The 18,466-nt window shown below is 70.0% G+C and carries 13 protein-coding genes and 1 pseudogene; 8 read left to right on the forward strand and 6 right to left on the reverse strand.

Annotation, left to right across the window (positions count from 1 at the left end; all coding sequences use genetic code 11):
* Positions 1 to 21: 21 nt before the first annotated feature.
* Complete coding sequence (locus LPW41_RS03380) at positions 22 to 2,841, reverse strand: aminotransferase class III-fold pyridoxal phosphate-dependent enzyme (protein ID WP_230704117.1); 2,820 nt, start codon at positions 2,839 to 2,841, stop codon at positions 22 to 24.
* Positions 2,842 to 3,203: 362 nt separating this feature from the next.
* Positions 3,204 to 4,877, reverse strand: a pseudogene (locus LPW41_RS03385) (amidase); the annotation flags it as partial.
* Between the two features lie 115 nt (positions 4,878 to 4,992).
* On the opposite strand from LPW41_RS03385, the gene LPW41_RS03390 reads away from it, so the two are divergent.
* On the forward strand, positions 4,993 to 5,673 hold the full coding sequence (locus tag LPW41_RS03390) for a phosphatase PAP2 family protein (RefSeq protein ID WP_230704118.1): 681 nt from the start codon (positions 4,993 to 4,995) through the stop codon (positions 5,671 to 5,673).
* A gap of 16 nt (positions 5,674 to 5,689) precedes the next feature.
* On the forward strand, positions 5,690 to 6,505 hold the full coding sequence (locus LPW41_RS03395) for a DUF1206 domain-containing protein (RefSeq protein WP_144829975.1): 816 nt from the start codon (positions 5,690 to 5,692) through the stop codon (positions 6,503 to 6,505).
* 7 nt (positions 6,506 to 6,512) lie between these two features.
* Here the strand turns inward: LPW41_RS03395 and LPW41_RS03400 are convergent, their stop codons facing one another.
* Positions 6,513 to 7,142: a TetR/AcrR family transcriptional regulator gene (locus tag LPW41_RS03400; protein WP_144829972.1), complete on the reverse strand. Its 630-nt coding sequence runs from the start codon at positions 7,140 to 7,142 to the stop codon at positions 6,513 to 6,515.
* Between the two features lie 172 nt (positions 7,143 to 7,314).
* On the opposite strand from LPW41_RS03400, the gene LPW41_RS03405 reads away from it, so the two are divergent.
* Positions 7,315 to 8,919, forward strand: coding sequence for an amidohydrolase (locus tag LPW41_RS03405; protein ID WP_230704119.1), 1,605 nt, complete (start codon positions 7,315 to 7,317; stop codon positions 8,917 to 8,919).
* Between the two features lie 17 nt (positions 8,920 to 8,936).
* A complete protein-coding gene (locus LPW41_RS03410) occupies positions 8,937 to 10,292 on the forward strand; it encodes an APC family permease (RefSeq protein ID WP_230704120.1) in 1,356 nt (451 codons plus the stop codon).
* Positions 10,293 to 10,391: 99 nt separating this feature from the next.
* On the opposite strand, the gene LPW41_RS16995 is transcribed toward LPW41_RS03410, so the two are convergent.
* Complete coding sequence (locus LPW41_RS16995) at positions 10,392 to 12,035, reverse strand: LamG domain-containing protein (RefSeq protein WP_230704121.1); 1,644 nt, start codon at positions 12,033 to 12,035, stop codon at positions 10,392 to 10,394.
* A 67-nt stretch (positions 12,036 to 12,102) separates the two neighbouring features.
* Positions 12,103 to 12,762: a hypothetical protein gene (locus LPW41_RS03420; protein WP_230704122.1), complete on the reverse strand. Its 660-nt coding sequence runs from the start codon at positions 12,760 to 12,762 to the stop codon at positions 12,103 to 12,105.
* Positions 12,763 to 13,071: 309 nt separating this feature from the next.
* Here LPW41_RS03420 and LPW41_RS03425 point away from each other — a divergent pair, with 309 nt between their 5' ends.
* Positions 13,072 to 14,205, forward strand: a complete 1,134-nt coding sequence (locus tag LPW41_RS03425; RefSeq protein ID WP_230704123.1) for a sorbosone dehydrogenase family protein — start codon at positions 13,072 to 13,074, stop codon at positions 14,203 to 14,205.
* Positions 14,206 to 14,208: 3 nt separating this feature from the next.
* On the opposite strand, the gene LPW41_RS03430 is transcribed toward LPW41_RS03425, so the two are convergent.
* Positions 14,209 to 15,015, reverse strand: coding sequence for a DeoR/GlpR family DNA-binding transcription regulator (locus tag LPW41_RS03430; protein ID WP_144829955.1), 807 nt, complete (start codon positions 15,013 to 15,015; stop codon positions 14,209 to 14,211).
* Between the two features lie 234 nt (positions 15,016 to 15,249).
* On the opposite strand from LPW41_RS03430, the gene LPW41_RS03435 reads away from it, so the two are divergent.
* The 3 genes from LPW41_RS03435 (at position 15,250) to LPW41_RS03445 (ending at position 18,449) form a co-directional block, all read left to right on the forward strand.
* The gene (locus LPW41_RS03435; protein WP_144829952.1) at positions 15,250 to 16,542 is read left to right on the forward strand and encodes a sugar ABC transporter substrate-binding protein; all 1,293 of its coding nucleotides are present in this window, start codon (positions 15,250 to 15,252) and stop codon (positions 16,540 to 16,542) included.
* A gap of 73 nt (positions 16,543 to 16,615) precedes the next feature.
* Positions 16,616 to 17,545, forward strand: coding sequence for a carbohydrate ABC transporter permease (locus LPW41_RS03440; protein ID WP_144829949.1), 930 nt, complete (start codon positions 16,616 to 16,618; stop codon positions 17,543 to 17,545).
* Between the two features lies 1 nt (position 17,546).
* Complete coding sequence (locus LPW41_RS03445; RefSeq protein WP_230704124.1) at positions 17,547 to 18,449, forward strand: carbohydrate ABC transporter permease; 903 nt, start codon at positions 17,547 to 17,549, stop codon at positions 18,447 to 18,449.
* Positions 18,450 to 18,466: the final 17 nt, after the last annotated feature.

Genomic DNA, 18,466 nt, shown 5'->3' on the forward strand with positions numbered 1-18,466 from the left:
CTCCTCGAGGGTCGGGGCGGGTCAGAATCCGGTGGTCAGGACGTGATCGAGCGCGTCGACGAAGACGTCGACCGACGCCTGCGTGACCACCAGCGGCGGTTTGATCTTCAGAACGTTCTGGAAGTCGCCGGTGGGCTGCATGATGACGCCCCGCTCGAGCAGGCGGTCGCAGATCGCGGCGGTCTCGGCGGTGGCGGGTTCGAGGGTCTCGCGGTCGCGCACGAACTCGACGCCCAGGTACAGGCCCGAGCCGTGCACGGTGCCGATGAGGTCGTGCTTCTCGCCGAGCTTCTCGAGGCGTCGCTTGAGGTGACCGCCGACGACCCGAGCGTTCTCTTGCAGCCCCTCCTGCTCGATCACGTCGAGCACGGCCATGCCGATCGCCGACGACACGGGCGAGCCTCCGGTGGACGAGAAGAAGTACCCCTGCGTGCGGTAGCGGTCGGCGACCTCGCGCCGCGTGATGACGGCGCCGAGGGGGTGGCCGCCGCCGATGGACTTCGCCACCGCGACGATGTCGGGCACCGCCCCCTGCTGCTCGAAGCCCCAGAACCATTCACCGAGGCGGCCGTAGCCGACCTGCACCTCGTCGGCGATCGCGAGCCCGCCGTGGCGGCGGATCGCGGCGTACACCTCGGTCAGATAGCCGTCGGGAAGAGCGACTCCGCCCGCGTTGCCGAAATAGGTCTCGGCGATCATCCCCGCCGGAGGGCGACCGGATGCCGCGAGCTCGTCGATGACCGCGACGGCTTCGGGCGCGTACTTCTCGGCATCCGCCCCCCGGTACTTGCCCCGGTAGGAGTTGGCGGCGTCGACGGTGTGCACCCACGCGGGGCGGGTGGACAACGCGTTCGGGTTGTCGGCGATCGAGGTCGACACCGCATCGCTGGCGTAGGTCCACCCGTGGTACGCCTCGCGCATCGCGACGATGTCGGGTCGGCCGGTCGCGGCCATCGCCAGGCGGATCGCGAGGTCGGTGGCCTCGGAGCCGGAGTTGACGAAGAACACCGTGTCGAAGCCATCGGGGAGGGTCGCCGCGATGCGATCCGCGAAGTCGGTGATCGCGCGGTAGTGGAAGCGCGAGTTCGTGTTCAGCAGGCACATCTGGCGCGAGCCCGCCGCGACCACGTGAGGGTGCGCGTGACCGACCGAGGCGACGTTGTTCACCATGTCGAGGTAGACCCGGCCGTCGACGTCGACGAGGTGCTCGCGCCAGCCGCGCTCGATGCGCGGGGGAGCGGCGTAGTAGTGCTCCTGCACCTCCGCGAGCACCTCGTGGCGCCGAGCGAGGAGGTCGTCGGGGGTCGGGGCCGCGGCCGGAACGCCGATCACGGCGCCGGGGTCGCCGGCCACCTCGCGCCACGCGTCGGCCAGCGCGCGGGTGGTGCGCCGCGGGGGAACGTGTGCGTCGAGCGGTCGCCGAGCCGAGAGGCGCGTGCGGGCGGGCAGGGTCGTCACGCTCTCGGCGCCCACCGTCCACACCAGGGCGTCGTCGGCGTCGGCCGGGTTCGCAAGCCAGACGAGCACATCGGTCGGCACGGTCTCGGGGGTCGGGGGCAGCGGGTCGGTCGTTCCGGTCAGGCGCGCGCGCCATGCGGGCACCGTCACGACGTCGGCGCCCGCGTCGAGGGCGGCCATTGCCGCGTCGTCGAGGGTCGAGGCATCGAGCCAGGCGCCCTCGTCGTTCAGCGGCGACTCCGTCGCGGCGTCGAGCTCGACGTGACGGCCGAGCGAGAGCACCGGAGCGCCGGTCCACGCGGGCTCTTCGGAGCGGGAGCGCCCCAGGGCCGCCCGGGTCGCGGCCGTGATCACGGGGATCGGGACGGATGCCGCCTGCTCGAGGATGCGGAACTCGCGGTCGAGCGCGACGCTGGCGTACTCGTTCTCGTCGTCGAGGCGCACCTGCGCGCGGCCGCTGAGCACGAGCACCGCGCCGCGGAGGATGACCAGGGGCCAGAGCGCGGTGAGCTCGTCGTCGGTCAGGTCGCGTACCTGGTCGAACGCGCGGATGGCGGGGAAGGCGGTCTCGGGGGTCGCATCGTCGTGGTGCAGCACCGAAGAGACGGTCACCGCGATCTCGCCGACGCGCCACGACGCGCACACGTCGCCGAAGTCGATGACCGCGTCGGGGACCGCGGCGCCGGGGGCGCACAGCACGTTGTCGTCGGTGACGTCGAAGTGCCCGGCCTGGACGGGGAGCCGATCGCGGACCGGGGCGAGAGCCGCTCGGGCGGCGTCGGCCGCGCGCTGCACGATCGCCCGCACCCCGGCATCCGGTTCGAGGGGGAGCAGGGTGTCGATGACGCGCTCGGCGTGGCGGAGGTCCCACTGCAGCACGCGGGCGCTCGCGGGGTGGGTGAAGTCGGCGAGCGACAGGCTCACCGCCGCCGACAGCGCGCCCATGTTCTCCACCGTCGCGGGGGAGAGGTATCCCGAGCCCATCAGCGTGCGGCCGGCGATGTTCTCGATCACCCGGGCGTGGATGCGGCCCTGGCTGGACTCCCACCACGTCGACATCGCGCCCCGCGGCCCCACGACGATGCGCGGGATGCGCACCTGCGGGCTGCGCTCGGCGACGCGTGCCGCCGCGGCATCCTGCATCTCGATCTCGGCCTCGCTGAAGACCGGGTTGCTGAGCTTGAGCACGCCGAGCGGCTCGGCCGAACCCCGGGCGAAGACGCGGAAGTTCTGATCCTGCTGACTGCCGAGAGCCTGCACGTCGATCTCGACGCCGAACGTGTCGGCGAACAGGCGCTGCACCTCGTCGTCGGAGAGCGTCGGAGTGGGCAGATCGACCTGGCTGAAGTAGTCGAAGACCGGGGTCGGCGCGATGTCGGTCATGGTGTCCTCGGGCGATTCGGGTGTCAGAGGGAAGAGTCGGATGCCGTGGCGACGGCGCCGGCGACGGCTCCACCGGCGTCACGGACGGCGACCACGACGAGCGGGCCGGAGGGAGCGACCCACGCGCTCACGGCCTCACCGTACAAGTCGGGTGAGACCTGGGCCACACCGCTCACACGGTCGCCGTCCACCCGGAGGGGCACGCGCACGCCGTCGACGAAGAGCGCGACGTCGACGGCCGTCCCCCCGGCGACGGTGGCCGTGACGCTCACGCGCTCGCCCTCGCGCACGACGTCGTCGACCGTGACCGACAGGTCGCCCTCCGCCGCCGGGCGCGGGTCGGCGAACAGCGCCTCGTCGGGCAGGGCGGGGGTGCGCGGCGGCGTCGTGCGGCGCTCGCCGAGGGCCGCGATCGCCTGGGCCAGCTGCACGAGGCGGGTGTCGCTGTAGGCGGGACCGGCGAGGGTCAGGCCCACCGGCATCCGGGTGTCGGCCATCGTCCCCATCGGCACGGTGACGGTGGGGATGCCGAGGTGGCGGGGGACGAGGTTGCCGTTCGAGACCCACACGCCGTTGCGCCACGCGATGTCGGCCGAGGCGGGGTTCACGTCGGCGTCGGCGGGGCCCACGTCGGACTGCGTGGGGAAGACGACCGCGTCGATGCCCTCGGCCTGCATCCACTCCTCGAAGTCGACGCGGCGGGTGTGCTCGAGGCCGCGTAGCCCTTCTTCGAGGCTCGGCACGTCGCGCCAGTCGGGGTTCCACTGCTGCGCACGGTCGACGTACTCGCCGATGTCGTACGAGATGTCGTAGTGCCAGATGCCGTAGCGGTCGGGAAGCGCTCCCGGTGGGTGGGGGAAGATCAGGGCCGCCTCGGCATCGGCCAGGCGGGGGAGCCGCGGGTCGGCGTTCGTGCGCAGGAACGTGTCCATCGCCCACACCGCGAGATCGCCCACCTCGTCATCGAGGAAGGTGCGCGTGACGAATCCGCGGTCGAGGAAGTCCTCGTCGCCCGCGTGCAGCTTCTCGTAGCGCTCGACGACGGGGAAGGCGGTCTCGACGACCTCGGCACCCGCGGCTTCGAGGTCGGCACGCAGGTCGTTCCAGAGGGCCATCACGCTGTCGCGCGTGACGATGGGCGAGGCGTTGTCGGGATCGCCGTTGACGTAGATGCGCGGCACGGCGAGGCGCAGGCCCGCGAGCGGCAACGGCTCGAGCGCCGCGAACGACTCGGGGCGCACCTCCGACGGGCGCGGGAGGTCGATGAACGGCTGCGTGCGCCAGAGGTCGCCCTCGGTCTCGGCGTCGTCGACGACGACCGCGTCGAGCACGAGCTGCAGGTCGGCGACCGATCGCGTGTGCGGCACGACGACGTCCATCGTCGGGACGAGGGGCCAGTTGCCGCGTACCGAGATCATCCCGCGCGAGGGCGTGTACGCCACCAGGGCGTTGTGCGAGGCGGGCGCGCGACCCGACGACCAGGTCTCTTCGCCGAGTCCGAAGGCGCAGAAGCTCGCCGCGGTGGCGGTGCCCGATCCGTTGGACGAGCCGGAGCCGAAGGCGGATGCCAAGTAGTCCCCGTTGTAGGGCGATTCGGCGCGGCCGTACACCCCGCGCTGCATGCCGCCGGCGGCCATGGGAGGCATGTTGGTGAGCCCCAGGAACACGGCGCCGGCTTCGCGCAGCCGCTCGACGGCGAAGGCGTCGTCGCCCGCGACGAGGTCGCGGAAGGCGGGGGATCCGGATGCCACGGGCAGGCCTTCGACGCGGTAGCTGTCCTTCGCCGTGAAGGGAATGCCGTCGAGGGGGCCGAGCGTCTGCCCCTGTGCGCGGCGCAGGTCGGACGCGCGTGCCGCGGCGAACGCGCGGGGGTCGAGCACCGGCACGCTGTTGAGGCGGATGCCGGAGCGGTCGTACGCCGCGATGCGGTTGAGGTAGCGCGCGACGAGCTCGACGCTCGTGATGCGACCGGCGTCGAGGGCGTGGCGCAGGCTGTCGATGTCGGCGTCGACGACGGTGAGGGCCTCGGAGGTCATGGCCAAAACCTACACTGTTTGTTTTGCGGTTTCGAGAAAAATCTGCACGAGAAGTGTTTCGCCTGCTCTCGGCAACGGCTAGCCCGAATCACCCCCTTCCTGAGACGATGCGCGGATGGATGCCACCACCGACGAGCCCGCGATCCTGCCAGATCGACCGACGTCCGACGCGCGTCGCCCCATCGCCCTGATCGTGGGAGTGATCGCGACGGTGCTGTTCGTGGCCCTGCGCCTGGCCGTCGACCTCGACGGCGGGGCCCCGCTGGCGTTCGATCAGTGGTGGGACGACGCGATGGCCGCCCTGGCCAACCCCGTCCTGGTGATCGTCGCGTGGATCCCGGCCACCGTCGGCGGCACGATCGGCATGATCGTCATCGGCGTCTCGACCACCATCGTCTTCCTGTTGATCAAGCGCCCCTGGGACGCCCTCAACGTCGCGGGGGCGATCGCCCTCGTCGTGCTGATCGGTGCGCCGCTCGCGTCCGTGATCGCCCGCGCCCGACCGGCCGACTCCCTCGCCGAGACCCAGGCGACCTCGTTCCCCTCGGGGCACACCGCCGTGGCGACGACCATCGCGATCACCCTCGCGCTCATCCTGCGCCGCGGGTGGATCTGGGTCGCCGGGGCGGTGTGGGTCCTGCTGATGATGTGGAGTCGCACCTACCTGCACGCGCACTGGCTCTCCGACGTGACGGCGGGCCTACTCGAGGGCGTCGCCGTGTCGACGTTGGTGTGGGCGCTCGTCGAAGTATGGAGAGTGCGTCGCGCGCAACGGGTGGTCGCCGCGGCTTCCTGAGCGCTATCGTGCCCGGATGACTTCCGCCTCCGCCTCCGCTTCCGCCGCCGCCGACAAAGCGCAGGACTCCACCGCCTTCCGAGTGGCGGCGCGCATCGGCTACGTGGTGCTGGGGCTGCTGCACCTGTTGATCGGGGTCATCGCGATCTCGATCGCCACCGGCAGCGGCGGCGACACCGCCGACCAGAGCGGGGCGCTGGGCCAGGTCGCGAAGGCACCGGCCGGAATGCTGCTGCTGTGGGTCATCGTGATCGGTCTCGCCGCCCTCGCGGTCTGGCAGATCGCCGAAGCCGTCGCCGAGCGCGACCCCGACACCAAGAAGCGATGGGCCCATCGCGCGAAGGACGTCGGCACCGCCGTCGCCTATGCGGCGATCGCCCTCACCGCCTTCACGGTGGTCTCGGGAGGCAGCTCCGACTCGGGGGAGCAGTCGCGCACGATGAGCGCGCAGCTGATGGCGACACCCGCCGGCGTCGTGGTCCTGGTGGTCATCGGCCTCGCCGTGGCCGCCATCGGCGTCGCCTTCATCATCCGCGGAATCACCAAGGCCTTCATGAAGAACATCTCGAGCCCCGGCGGAACCGCGGGTCGCGGCATCCGGACGTTCGGCATGGTGGGCTACATCGCCAAGGGCATTGCGATCGGTGTCGCCGGAATCCTGTTCCTTGTCGCGGCCTTCGCGCACGACCCGAACGCCGCCGGCGGTCTCGACGCGGCGTTGCGCTCGCTGGCCGGGCTGCCGTTCGGTCAGATCGTGCTCTGGCTCGTGGGCGCCGGACTCGTCGTGTACGGGCTGTTCTGCTTCGCCCGCGCGCGTTACGCGCGCATGTGAGCCGGGCTCACGCGGGAGGGCGGGGACGCGCTCCCGCGATGAGCAGCGACAGGCCGAGCTCGAACGCGCGCGTGGCCACCGGGTCGGCCGGGTCGTGGCTCGAGAGCGTGTCGTAGGCAGCCGCGAAGCGGGGGACGTCCTGCTCCTGCCCCGACGGGTCGAACATGACCGAGGGGCCGGTCATGTCGAGCACGCTGCCGATGATGAACGACTCGAAAGCAGTCAGCAGCGGGAGGATGTCGTCGCTCGACCAGCCGACGCGTTCCGCGGCGATCGCGAAGTCCTCGTACTGCGACATCAGCAGGGGAGCCGACGAGCTCTGCGACATCAGCAGGGGGATGGTCTTCGGATGCCGGCGGAAGGCGTCGCGGTAGGAGCGCGCCCACAGCAGTAGGCCCTCCTCCCATTCGCGTTCGCGGAGGTATGACGAATCGATGCGCGCCGACACGAGGGCGCGGACGTCTTCGACCAACGCGGCGAGATTCGGCACGTGGTTGTAGAGCGAGGTCGGGTGCACCTTGAGGCGGTCGGCGACCCGGCGGATGCTCGCCCCCTGGCTGCCGTCGCGGTCGATGAGGGCGAGCGCGGCACGGGCGATCGCGTCGCGCGAGAGCTTGGGCTGGGTCGGCCGGGGCACGGCGGGGCCTTTCGGTGGGGTTCGACCACGCTACGCGATGCGATGTGTTTCGAACGTGTAAGGCGTTCGTGACGAGTCGGCGAAACGGCCGGGAGCGGGGGAGAACTCGTCGTAGCGTTCAAGAAACCTACGCTGTATGTTTCTCACAGCGTGGGTCACGAGGAGGTTTTCCATGGCGATCGTCGTCTTCACCGGCGGGACGATTCGGGTCGACGGGCAGCAGCCCGACATCGACCGTCTCGTCGTCGTCGACGGTGTCGTGGTCGACGACGCGCATCCCGTGTCGTCCGACGCCGAGCACGTCGACCTCGACGGGGGGCTGCTGCTGCCCGCCTTCGGCGACGGCCATGCGCACCCGCTGCTGGCCGGTCGCGAGCGCACTGGACCCGCCCTGCGCGACGCCGCCCGTGTGGCCGAGATCGTCGAGCGCGTGCGGGAGTGGGCCGCGGCATCCGATGCCGCATGGCTCGTCGGCGGCAGCTACGACGCGACGATCGTCGAGGGCGGCCTGTTCGACGCGCGCTGGCTCGACGACGCCGTGCCCGACCGCCCCGTCGTGCTGCACGCCTGGGATTACCACACCGTGTGGGTCAACTCCGCGGCGCTGCGTGCCGCCGGGGTCGACGCCGACACCCCCGACCCCGCGCTCGGCCGCATCGTGCGTCGAGCCGACGGCTCGCCCTCGGGGACCCTCATCGAGCGTCCGGCGATCGACCTCGTGCTCGACCACGCTCCGCGCCCCTCTCTCGCCGCCGACGTAGAGGCGCTCGCCGCCGCCACCGCCGCCCTCGCCGCACATGGCATCGCGTGGGTGCAGGAGGCGTGGACCGAGACGCCCGACGTGCCGACGTGGATCGCCGCCGCGCGCGCCGGACGCCTGGCGGTCGACGTCGACCTCGCGCTGCGCGCCGACCCCACCCGCTGGCCCGCTCAGCTCGACGAGCTGCGAAAGACGGCCGCGCAGGTGTCGGCCGCGCCCGGGCTGACCTGCCGCACCGTGAAGTTCTTCGTCGACGGCATCCTCGAGAACCACACGGCCCACCTGCTCGAGTGCTACCACGACGCCCGCACGCGCGGCCTGCCCAACTGGCGGCCCGATCAGCTCGTCGATGCCGTCGCCGCGTGCGACGCCGCGGGTTTCGACGTGCATCTCCACGCCATCGGCGACGCCGCGGTGCGCGCCGCCCTCGATGCGGCGGAGGGCATCCGCGAGAGCCTGCGGCGCGGCCGACGGCTGACCATCGCGCACGCGCAGGTGGTCGACCCCGCCGACCTGCCCCGTCTCGCCGACCTCGACGTGACGTTCTGCTTCCAGCCGCAGTGGGCGATGGCCGACGACGTCATGACCGAGCTCACCCTCCCGCGCCTCGGCCCCCACCGCGAGCGGCAGTACCGCATGCGTGCGGCCCGCGATGCCGGAGCACGCCTCAGCTTCGGCAGCGACTGGCCCGTCACCTCGCCCGACGTCCTGGTGGGGCTCCGCACCGCCGTCACGCGGCAGGACGCCGCCGGCCGACCGGCCGGAGGCTGGCAGCCCGACGAACGACTCACCCTCTCCGAAGCCATCGACGCCGCCACGAGCGGCGTGGCCCACCAGGCCGGCGACCATGCCACCCGCGGGACCCTGCGTCCCGGCATGCGCGCCGACCTCGTCTGGCTCGACCGCGACGTGCGCCGCGGCCCCGCCGACCGCATCGCCGATGCCCGAATCCGGGGCACCTGGCGACGCGGTATCCGCACCTATACGGCGCCGGTCCCCGAACCCGCCGCCGTCTGACCCGAACAGGAAAGCGCGTGACCTCCACCGACACCTCGCTGCGGCGAGTCATGGGAGTTCCCTCCCTGGTCATCTTCGGCTTGGCGTACATGGTGCCCCTCACCGTGTTCACGACCTACGGCCTCGTCGCCGTCACCACGGGCGGCCACGTGCCGACCGCCTACCTCGTCACCCTCGTGGCGATGCTCTTCACGGCGTTCAGCTATGCCGCTCTCGTGAAGGCGTTCCCGCGCGCCGGAAGCGCCTACACCTACGCCCGCCGCGCCTTCGGCGGCACGGTCGGCTTCCTCACCGGCTGGTCGCTCATGATCGACTACCTGCTGCTGCCGCTGATCAACTACGTGCTGATCGGCATCTACCTCAACGCGCAGCTGCCGGGGATCCCCCCGTGGGTGTTCGCCCTGGCCGGGGTCCTGCTGATCACGGGCCTGAACATCGTCGGCGTCACGGTCGTGCGCAACGCGAACCTCGTGCTCGTGGGCCTGCAGCTCGTCTTCGCCGCGGTGTTCGTGGTGTGCGCGGTGCTGCACGTGCTGCAGAACCCGGGCGTCTCGCTGCTGCAGCCGCTGTACGACGCGGGCCTCACCTTCCCGGGGCTCCTGGCCGGCGCGGCGATGCTGGCGCTGTCGTTCCTCGGATTCGATGCGATCTCGACGATGTCCGAAGAGGCGCGCGACCCCGAGCGCACGGTTCCCCGGGCGATCGTCCTCACGACGGTCATCGGCGGACTCATCTTCACCGTCATCGCCTACGTGTCGACGCTGGTGATCCCGAACGTGGCCGACATCGAGAATCCGGATGCCGCGGCCAACCAGATCATGGAGATGTCGGCGGGCCGTTGGCTCGAGGTGTTCTTCCTCGTCGCCTACATCGCCGGCTGCATCGCGGCGGCCCTCGCCTCCCAGGCGAGCGTCTCGCGCATCCTCTTCGCGATGGGCCGCGACGGTGTGCTCCCGCGCTTCTTCGCCCGGCTCAGCACGAGGTACCGCACGCCGATCGGTGCGGCCCTCTTCGTCGGTGTCGTCTCTCTCGCCGCGCTCTTCGCCGACCTGAACACCGTGGCATCCCTCATCAGCTTCGGCGCGCTCGCCGCGTTCTCGCTGGTCAACCTCTCGGTCGTGAAGCACTTCCTCATCGACGAGCGTCGGCGCGGGGGCGCGGCGATCTTCCGGTACGGGGTGCTGCCGGGCCTGGGCTTCGCGCTGACCGCTTGGCTGTGGTTCAGCCTGTCGCCCCTCGCCCTGACCGTGGGGCTCGTGTGGATCGGTGTGGGTGTGATCTGGCTGGCGGTGCTCACCCGCGGCTTCCGCCGTCGCAGGCCCGAGGTGGAGTTCGACGACGAGGCCCCGGCCCCCGAGCGGGTCGTCGCCTGACGCGCGTCGCCGCGGCGCTCCGGGCGTCGCGGCGACCATCTCGCCCCGCGGGTCCGTCCGGGCGACACCCCGGCCGGTCGTCTCCGGTCGGCATCCACGTCACCCGGTGCCGGCGAGCCAGTGGTCCTCGACCTCCGCGGCCGTCAGGACCCGGTCGTAGATCGCGCCGTACTGGATCGAGCCCGTGAAGAAGGCGGGGTCGCTCGCGGCGGGACCGGTCTGCGACGTCCAGAAATCGGTCTTGCCGCATCCGAACTTCCAGTAGCCGTCGTACCACTGGCCTCGGGTGGCGCCGTCGCTACCGACGAGTGCACCGTCGACGTACAGCTGCATACCGGAGCTCGAGAGCGTCGCGACCACCGCGTGCCACGCTCCGTCGGCGTAGCTTCTGCCCGCGGGCGTGGCGATCAGGGCGAAGGCGTCGGGAAAGTTGCCGTAGACGATGCGCCCGGTCGCGTCGAGGTAGATGTGGCGGTCCCAGTGGTTCTCGTTCTCGGGTGCCGGGTCGGTGCCGAACCCCACGATCTTGCCGCTCGGGGCCGAGGTGGTCGAGAACCACGCCTCGAGGCTGTAGGTCTGCGGGTCGAGCTGGCCGGGCACGTACAGGCACTGCGAGCCGTCGAAGGTCACGGATCTGGCGGGGCTGTCGCGTCGGCATCCTACCGAGCCCGAGGTGGTGGGGGGCTTGCGCCAGGTGCCGGTGCGACCGTGGCCCGAGATGTCGGTCTCGGATGCCGTCGAGGTCGCCGACATCGCGTACGCGGCGTAGAGGTCGGAGGGGTTCTCGGCGGCGAGGCGGGTCACGGCGAAGCGGCAGTCCTGATTGATCGCCCCCGCCGTGTCGGAGGTGTTGCGGATCGATGCGGAGAGGGCGGCCTGGCTTCCGCCGACGCAGGTGAGCGCGATCACAGCGACGAGGGTCGCGATGGCCACGGGGACGAGCACCGTGCGCGCGCGACGATCGGCGCGGACGCGCACGCCCCCGGCCGGCACGACGTCGCTCTCGCAGATCAGGAGGGACGCGAAGAAGGGCAGAAGGCACAGGAGCACGAGCAGGATGCGCGCCGGCAGGTCGGGGTCGGGCACGGGAGTGAGCGAGTACGCACCCGAAGCGATGCGATGAGTGGACAGCACCGTCGCCTGCTCGCCACTGATCAGACGGGTCGTGTCGACGAGCAGGGGCAGGATGCCGGTGTTCACGACGTGCATGAGGGCTCCGTCGCCGCTGTCGGCGGCGCGGAAATCGAGCAGCACCATGTTGAACCACGGTCGGAGCCAGAAGGTCAGCGCCGTGATCACGACCGCCCATCCGGTCAACCGGACGCTCCACGCCCACGCGCGACGGCCGGAGCGCGCCCGCGCGAGCGCCTCGACGAGAATCGCGCCGAGCAGGAGCCAGGGGGCGGCCTTCAGCACGAACCCGAGTCCGGGTGCGATGAGCGTGGCCGCGCCGATGATCTGATCGGGACGCACGTCCCACGGGTCGGCGGAGCCGTTGAGATCGCCACGCGTGCGGAAGACGTCGCCGTCGGTCTCGACGATGCGGTGCGTGATCGTGCGGTCGTCGTGCGTGTACGTCAGGACATCGCCCACGTCGTAGTGGCTGCGGGGCTCCGTCACGACGAGCGTGCCGACGGGCGCCGCCTCGGCCATGCTCGGGGTCTCGACGACGAACAGACGGGTGCCCGTGGCCCCGAGAACGGTGGCGATCGCGACCGCGAGCAACGCGATCACGACCGCCACCGGTAAAGCGGATCCGCGACGACCCCGGGCGGGCGGAGCTTCGAGGGTGTCGGTCACGGGGCGGGGCTCAGGACGAGAACGTCCAGGTGAGCGGCTGCGACACCTTCAGGTTCGAGTAGCTGGCGTCGAGGGTGCTCGGCAGGGTCACCGCGAACGTGAAGGTCGCCGATGAACCGGCCGGGAGCGAAGAGGCCCCCACCTTGTCGAGGATGTCGATCGTCGACGACAGGCCGGCGACGGTGCCGTCGTAGAGGACGAAGGCGCCGGAGGTGATCTTGATCTTCATCTGCGAGCACAGGTCGGTGGCGGAGCCGTAGACCGTGCTCGAGGCCGACTGGGTGCACGCGCCGGGGGTCAGCGTGAAGCCCTTCGCGTCGAGCGTTCCGGCGTTCAGGATCGGGATGTTCGTCGTGACCGTCTGGCCCGGTGCCATCGCCAAGTCGCCGCCGTACTTGTTGATGGTCGAACACGTGGCGCTGTTCGTGGACACCCCGCTCGCACCGTCGGTGCTCTTGCAGACGATCTGCCCGGTGGAGTCGTTCTCCTGCATGATCAGCGAGCCCGCGCCGGCGGTGTTGATCGTGTTCTGGATCGACGCAGTGAAAGCGGCGACGGTGGGTGAGAGCCCGAGGGCGAGGATCAGCGAGGCGATGCTGCCGGCGAGGACGACGGGCAGCGCGAGGCGGCGGCGCCGGCGCGCGGGCGTGGGTGAGGACGATGAGGACACGGGTGCTCCTTGGTGGGCGAGGACGGGGTTGGGCATCCTCATACAAGGACCCCCGTTATCCCGGCTGAGGGGCGTGCCGACGTCGACCCGGGCGGGTGGAGTGTCGTCCGGCCCCATCACGAGGGCCGCGCGGCGGAGCGCGGCGGCGTCACCCCCACGGCAGGGTCCTCCGACCTCTCACCCGCCCGCCAGATGGAGGTCACCCGCGAACGACGCTCGCCCCCGCGCGACGCGAGGCGGCGCAACCCTCACCGAGAACTCAGGTCGGGCGGGTATCCCGGAGATCCACGGACCCCGACGAGGAGAGCCATGACCACCGCCACTGTTCCGCTGCGCGCGACCGCGGCCGCCGTCGGGGCGCTCGCGCTCGCCGCCCTCGCCGGATGCGCTGCCGAACGGCAGACGGATGCCGGCACCCCGAGCCCCGCGCCGCCCTCGTCCATTGCCCCGTCGCCGTCGCCGTCGCCGTCGTCGTTTTCCGATGCACCGCTCGCCCTCTCTCCGGAGCCGACCACGGTGGTCGAGGGGCTCACGACCCCGTGGTCTGTCGCCTTCGACGCGGACACCGCGCTGGTGAGCCAACGCGACACCGGCGAGGTGCTCGAGATCGTCGACGGATCCACGCGAGTGGTCGGCGAGGTACCCGGGGTCGCGCCCGGCGGCGAAGGAGGCCTGCTCGGCATCGCCGTCTCCGACGGGTTCCTGTACGCCTACGCGACGACGGCCGACGACAACCGCGTGATGCGTCTCCCCCTCGAGGGCGAGCCCGGCTCGCTGCGCCTGGGCGCCGCCGAGACGGTGGTCGACGGCATCCCCTCGGCGAACATCCACAACGGCGGGCGCATCGCCTTCGGCCCCGACGGTCTGCTGTACGTCACGGCCGGAGATGCCTCCGAGCCCGGTGCCGCCCAGGATTCCGGTTCGCTCGGCGGCAAGATCCTGCGCGTCGAGCCCGACGGGGCCATACCTGCCGACAACCCGTTCCCGGGTTCGCCGGTGTGGAGTCTCGGTCACCGCAACCCGCAGGGCATCGGGTGGGATGCCGCGGGCGTCATGTACGCGTCGGAGTTCGGCCAGAACACCTGGGACGAGTTGAACGTCATCGAGCCGGGTGCGAACTACGGCTGGCCCGAGGTCGAGGGCACGGGAGGGCAGGCGGGCTTCGTGGACCCCGTGCAGCAGTGGGCGCCGACGGATGCCAGTCCGAGTGGTCTCGCGGTGATCGACGGGGCGGTGGTGATCGCCAACCTGCGCGGCCAGCGCGTGCGCGTCGTCCCGACCGCCGACCTGGGCGCGGCGTCGGAGTACTTCGTCGGCACGTACGGGCGGCTGCGCGACGTCGTCGTCGCCCCCGACGGTGCACTGTGGGTCGTGACGAGCAACACCGACCGTGGAGGCGGCGATTCCGACGCGATCCTGCGCGTGCCCCTCGTCGCCGACTGAGCGTCAGGGGGTCAGGACCGTGACGCCCGCCTCCGCGAGGGCTGCAGCGAGCTCCGCGGACGGCGGTGCGTCGGTGATGAGGTAGTCCGCCTTCTCGAGAGGGGCGATCTGCGCGAACAGGCGCCGGTCGAGCTTGGAGGAGTCGGCGAGGATCGCCGTGCGGTCGGCCTTCTGGATCATCTCGGTCATCATCGTGGCGTCGCCGAGGTTGCTCGTGGAGAAGCCCGACCCGTCGACCGCCCCCACCGCGATGAGGGCGTAGTCGCTGCGGATGTCGACCTCGGGGGAGTGCGAGTTCATCGCGAGGGTCACCGGGCCCGTGGTGGCCTGGGTGATCGTGCGGACCGCTCCGCCGAAGATGAAGAGGTCGCGGAACACCGACGGCGAGATCTCGGCGGGGATGCGCAGGTTGTTCGTCGCGATGGTGAGGTCGCGGTGGTTGCGCAGGGCGCGCGCGACGGCGAGCGTCGTCGTGCCGGCGTTCAGCATGAGCGTGGAGCCGTCTTCGATGAGCTCGACGGCGAGGGCGGCGATGCGCTCCTTCTCGGAGATCTGCATCTGCAGGCGCACGTCCAGCCCGCGATCACGGCCGGGGACCGACATCGCGCTGACGGCCCCGCCGTGCGTGCGCACGACGATGCCCTCGCGATCGAGCTGATCGAGATCGCGGCGGACGGTGTCGATCGAGACGCCGAAGTGCGAGGCGAGGTCGACCACCGTGACCTGTCCGGTGTCGGCGACGTAGGCGGCGAGTTCCGCCTTGCGGCCCGCCGGCAACCGCCGCTTCGTCGTGGCTGTGCTTCCGTCCATGGCGTCATCTTTAGCACGGTTCTGCTGCGGCATCCGCAGGATTTGTGAGAAAACGGCAAAGAACAGCAGCTTTGGCCGGTGATCTGGGTTCTCTGGCGCGCTTTCGTGCGTGAATTGTCACGAATCTGCATCGAACGCTTGACCTTCTCCCGCAAGGACGCGCATACTCATGCTCAAAGATGCAAGAACGCGCAGAACAGCGCGAAATGCAGCAGATCTCAACGAGGAGAAACGATGGACAACAGCGGGCGCCGGCGTCGGAACGCCTTCAAGCTCGTCGGTGTCGCAGCAGCGGCCACGACCCTCCTGGCGATGGCGGGGTGCTCGTCGAACAACGCCGCACCCGCGGATGGCGGGGACGTCACGATCGAATTCGCCCAGTGGTGGGAGCCCGAACTGGGCGACGGGCAATTCCGCGGTCTCATGGACCAGTTCGAGAAGGAGAACCCGGGCATCAAGGTCGACCTGGTCAGCGGCCCGTACGCCTCCACCAAGGAGCAGCTCTTCGCCGGAGCGGCATCCGGCACCATGCCCGACGTCGTCGGTCTCGACGGCGCGTGGGTCAGCGACTTCGCCAAGCAGGGCGTGATCGCCGACCTGTCGAAGCTCATGAGCGACTCCGGCTACGACGAGAGCCAGCTCGCCAGCCAGATCAAGGTCGACGGCAGCACGTACATGATCCCGGTCGTCAACTTCGTCTACCCGATGTTCACGAACGACGGTCTGCTCTCGCAGGCGGGCGTCTCGGCTCCGCCGTCCACGCGCACCGAGTTCGCCGACGCCGCGAAGAAGATCACCGCCCTCGGCGGCGACGTCTCCGGGTGGGTGCTTCCGCTCTCGCTCGAAGCCCCCAACGGCGTGCAGAACGACGTCATGTCGTGGGTGTGGGCCTCGGGCGGATCGATGCTCAAGGACGGCAAGCCCGACCTGACGAACTCCGACGTCTCGTCGGCGACCGACTACATCCAGCAGCTGTGGAAGGACGGCGTCATCGCGCCGGGCTCGTTCACCATGAAGGAGCAGGACAAGGTCGAGGAGTTCACGAACGGCCGCGTGGGCATGATGATCGACTCGCTCGCGCACATCAACCTCATCCGCGAGTCCAACCCCGACCTGAAGTTCTCGATCTCGGCGATCCCCGCCGAAGACGGCTTCTCCGGCGAGCGCGGCATCCCCTACGCCTCGTGGGGCATCGGCGTCGCCGAAAACTCCGAGCACAAGGACGCCGCCTTCAAGCTCGTGCAGTTCCTGATGGGCAAGGACGTCAACAGCGAGCTGTCGACGATGGCCAAGGCGTTCCCGGGCAACACCGAGAGCGTGCCCACCTTCGTCGAAGACGACGAGCTGTTCAAGACCGCCTTCGACATCTACAAGAAGGGCTACCCGGCGAACGAGTTCACCGGTCTGCCCGTCGCCGAGGACCTGATGCGCCAGTTCGGCGAGCAGTTCCAGGCAGCCCTCGACGGTCAGCAGTCCATGAGCGACGCGCTGAAGAAGTCGCAGGACGAATGGACGTCGGAGTTCTGATCCGATCCTGATCCGGGATGCCGCACCGTACCGCCTGGCGGTGTGGCATCCCGCTCATCGAAAGCCGCACACCATGTCAATGCGCACCCTCACTCCCCCCGACACCGAGGTGATCGTCACCGGACGGCCCACCTCGCGCCGCACCCGCCAGCTCCGCAAGGCCGGCGAGGCGTACGTCTTCCTGTCGCCGACCCTGATCCTGCTCTTCGTCCTGATGATCGTTCCGATCGTGATGGTCGTGGGGTACTCCTTCCAGGACAACGTCATCCTGAACAAGAGCCCCGACCTCGTCGGCGTCGACAACTACGTCGCGATCCTGACGGACCCGGGCTTCTGGAAGGCCACCGGCAACACCCTTTTCTTCACCCTCACCAGCGTCGCCGCGCACCTCGTGCTCGGTCTGTCGTTCGCGATGCTGCTCAACAGTCGCCTGATCGGAGCGGTGCCTCGCGCGATCTTCCGCGGGCTGTACGTGCTGCCCTGGCTGTTCACCGTCGCGGTGATCGCGGTGCTGTGGCGCATGCTGCTCGCCCCCAACGGCATCGTCAACTTCCTCCTGAACACGAACATCGAGTGGCTCTCGTCGCCGCAGCTCGCCCTGGGCACCGTCACGTTCATCAACATCTGGGCCGGCTACCCGTTCTTCATGGTCAGCCTGCTCGCCGGCCTCCAGGGCATTCCGAGCGACCTGTACGAGGCGGCGACCGTCGACGGGGCGAGCCCCGCCCAGCGGTTCTGGAACGTCACGATCCCGCAGCTGCGACCCATCATCGTCAGCCTCGTGCTGCTCGACCTGATCTGGACCTCGCAGCAGTTCGCCCTCATCTGGCTGACCACGGGCGGCGGTCCGATCGACGTCACCGAGATGCTCAGCACCTTCACCTACAAGCTCGCATTCGCGAAATACGACTTCTCGATGGCCTCCACCTCGGCGGTGCTGGTCCTGGCGATGTCGATGATCATCGCGGTGCTCTACGTCCGCCAGCAGAAGGCGAGGGACTGACATGGCCTCGACGACCACCACGCCGCGTCAGCGCGTCGGCACCACCGCCCCGCGTCAGCGCGTCGGTACCACGAAGACGCGTCGCCGGCTCGCCCAGACCGGCGTGCTCATCGGCCTCGTCATCGGAGCGGTGTTCGCCGCGGGTCCGGTGCTGTGGATGCTGTCGAGCTCGTTCAAGTCGAACACGCAGATCTTCGAGCTCCCGCCGCGCCTGATCACCGACACCTTCTCGTTCGACGCGTACGTGTCGATCTTCACCAACCCCGAGACGGTGCGCTTCTTCATCAACAGCTACGTCGTGGCGGGAGCGGTGACGATCCTGACGCTCCTCGTCGCGATCCAGGCGGCGTACGCGTTCAGCCGCTTCGAGTTCCGCGGCAAGCGCATCGTCAACGTCATCATCGTCAGCGTCCAGGCCGTGCCGCCGATCACGCTGCTCATCCCGTACTTCGGGCTGATGGTCGGGCTCGGGCTCTACAACACCTATCCGGGCCTGATCTTCACCTACATGGTCTTCACGTTGCCCTACGCGATCATCATGATGACCGGGTACTTCAACACCCTCCCCAAGGAGCTCGACGAGGCGGTCCGCGTCGACGGCGCCGGCTCCTTCACCGCGCTGTGGCGCGTGCTCGTGCCGATCTCGATCCCGGGCATCGTCTCGGTGGGCATCTACACGTTCATGATCGCGTGGAACGAGTTCCTGTTCGCCCTGACCCTCACGCGCACCATCGACATGCGCACCGTGCCCATCGGCATCCAGTTGCTCATGGGCCAGCACTCGTACGAGTGGAACCAGATCATGGCGATGAGCATCCTCGGCTCGATCCCGGTGCTGCTGCTCTTCCTCTTCTTCCAACGCTTCTTCATCAGCGGCCTGACGGCCGGCTCGGTGAAGAGCTGACCGCCGCCCAACCAACC

This window comes from Microbacterium sp. JC 701 (assembly GCF_021026215.1).
GTDB lineage: Bacteria > Actinomycetota > Actinomycetes > Actinomycetales > Microbacteriaceae > Microbacterium > Microbacterium algihabitans.

Bases quoted from the DNA above. Each gene is read 5' to 3' on its own strand.
- LPW41_RS03390 (WP_230704118.1), top strand. From the start codon at position 4,993: ATGGATGCCACCACCGACGAGCCCGCGATCCTGCCAGATCGACCGACG.
- LPW41_RS03430 (WP_144829955.1), bottom strand. From the start codon at position 15,015: ATGGACGGAAGCACAGCCACGACGAAGCGGCGGTTGCCGGCGGGCCGC.
- LPW41_RS03395 (WP_144829975.1), top strand. From the start codon at position 5,690: ATGACTTCCGCCTCCGCCTCCGCTTCCGCCGCCGCCGACAAAGCGCAG.
- LPW41_RS03440 (WP_144829949.1), top strand. From the start codon at position 16,616: ATGTCAATGCGCACCCTCACTCCCCCCGACACCGAGGTGATCGTCACC.
- LPW41_RS03380 (WP_230704117.1), bottom strand. From the start codon at position 2,841: ATGACCGACATCGCGCCGACCCCGGTCTTCGACTACTTCAGCCAGGTC.
- LPW41_RS03445 (WP_230704124.1), top strand. From the start codon at position 17,547: ATGGCCTCGACGACCACCACGCCGCGTCAGCGCGTCGGCACCACCGCC.
- LPW41_RS03425 (WP_230704123.1), top strand. From the start codon at position 13,072: ATGACCACCGCCACTGTTCCGCTGCGCGCGACCGCGGCCGCCGTCGGG.
- LPW41_RS03435 (WP_144829952.1), top strand. From the start codon at position 15,250: ATGGACAACAGCGGGCGCCGGCGTCGGAACGCCTTCAAGCTCGTCGGT.
- LPW41_RS03405 (WP_230704119.1), top strand. From the start codon at position 7,315: ATGGCGATCGTCGTCTTCACCGGCGGGACGATTCGGGTCGACGGGCAG.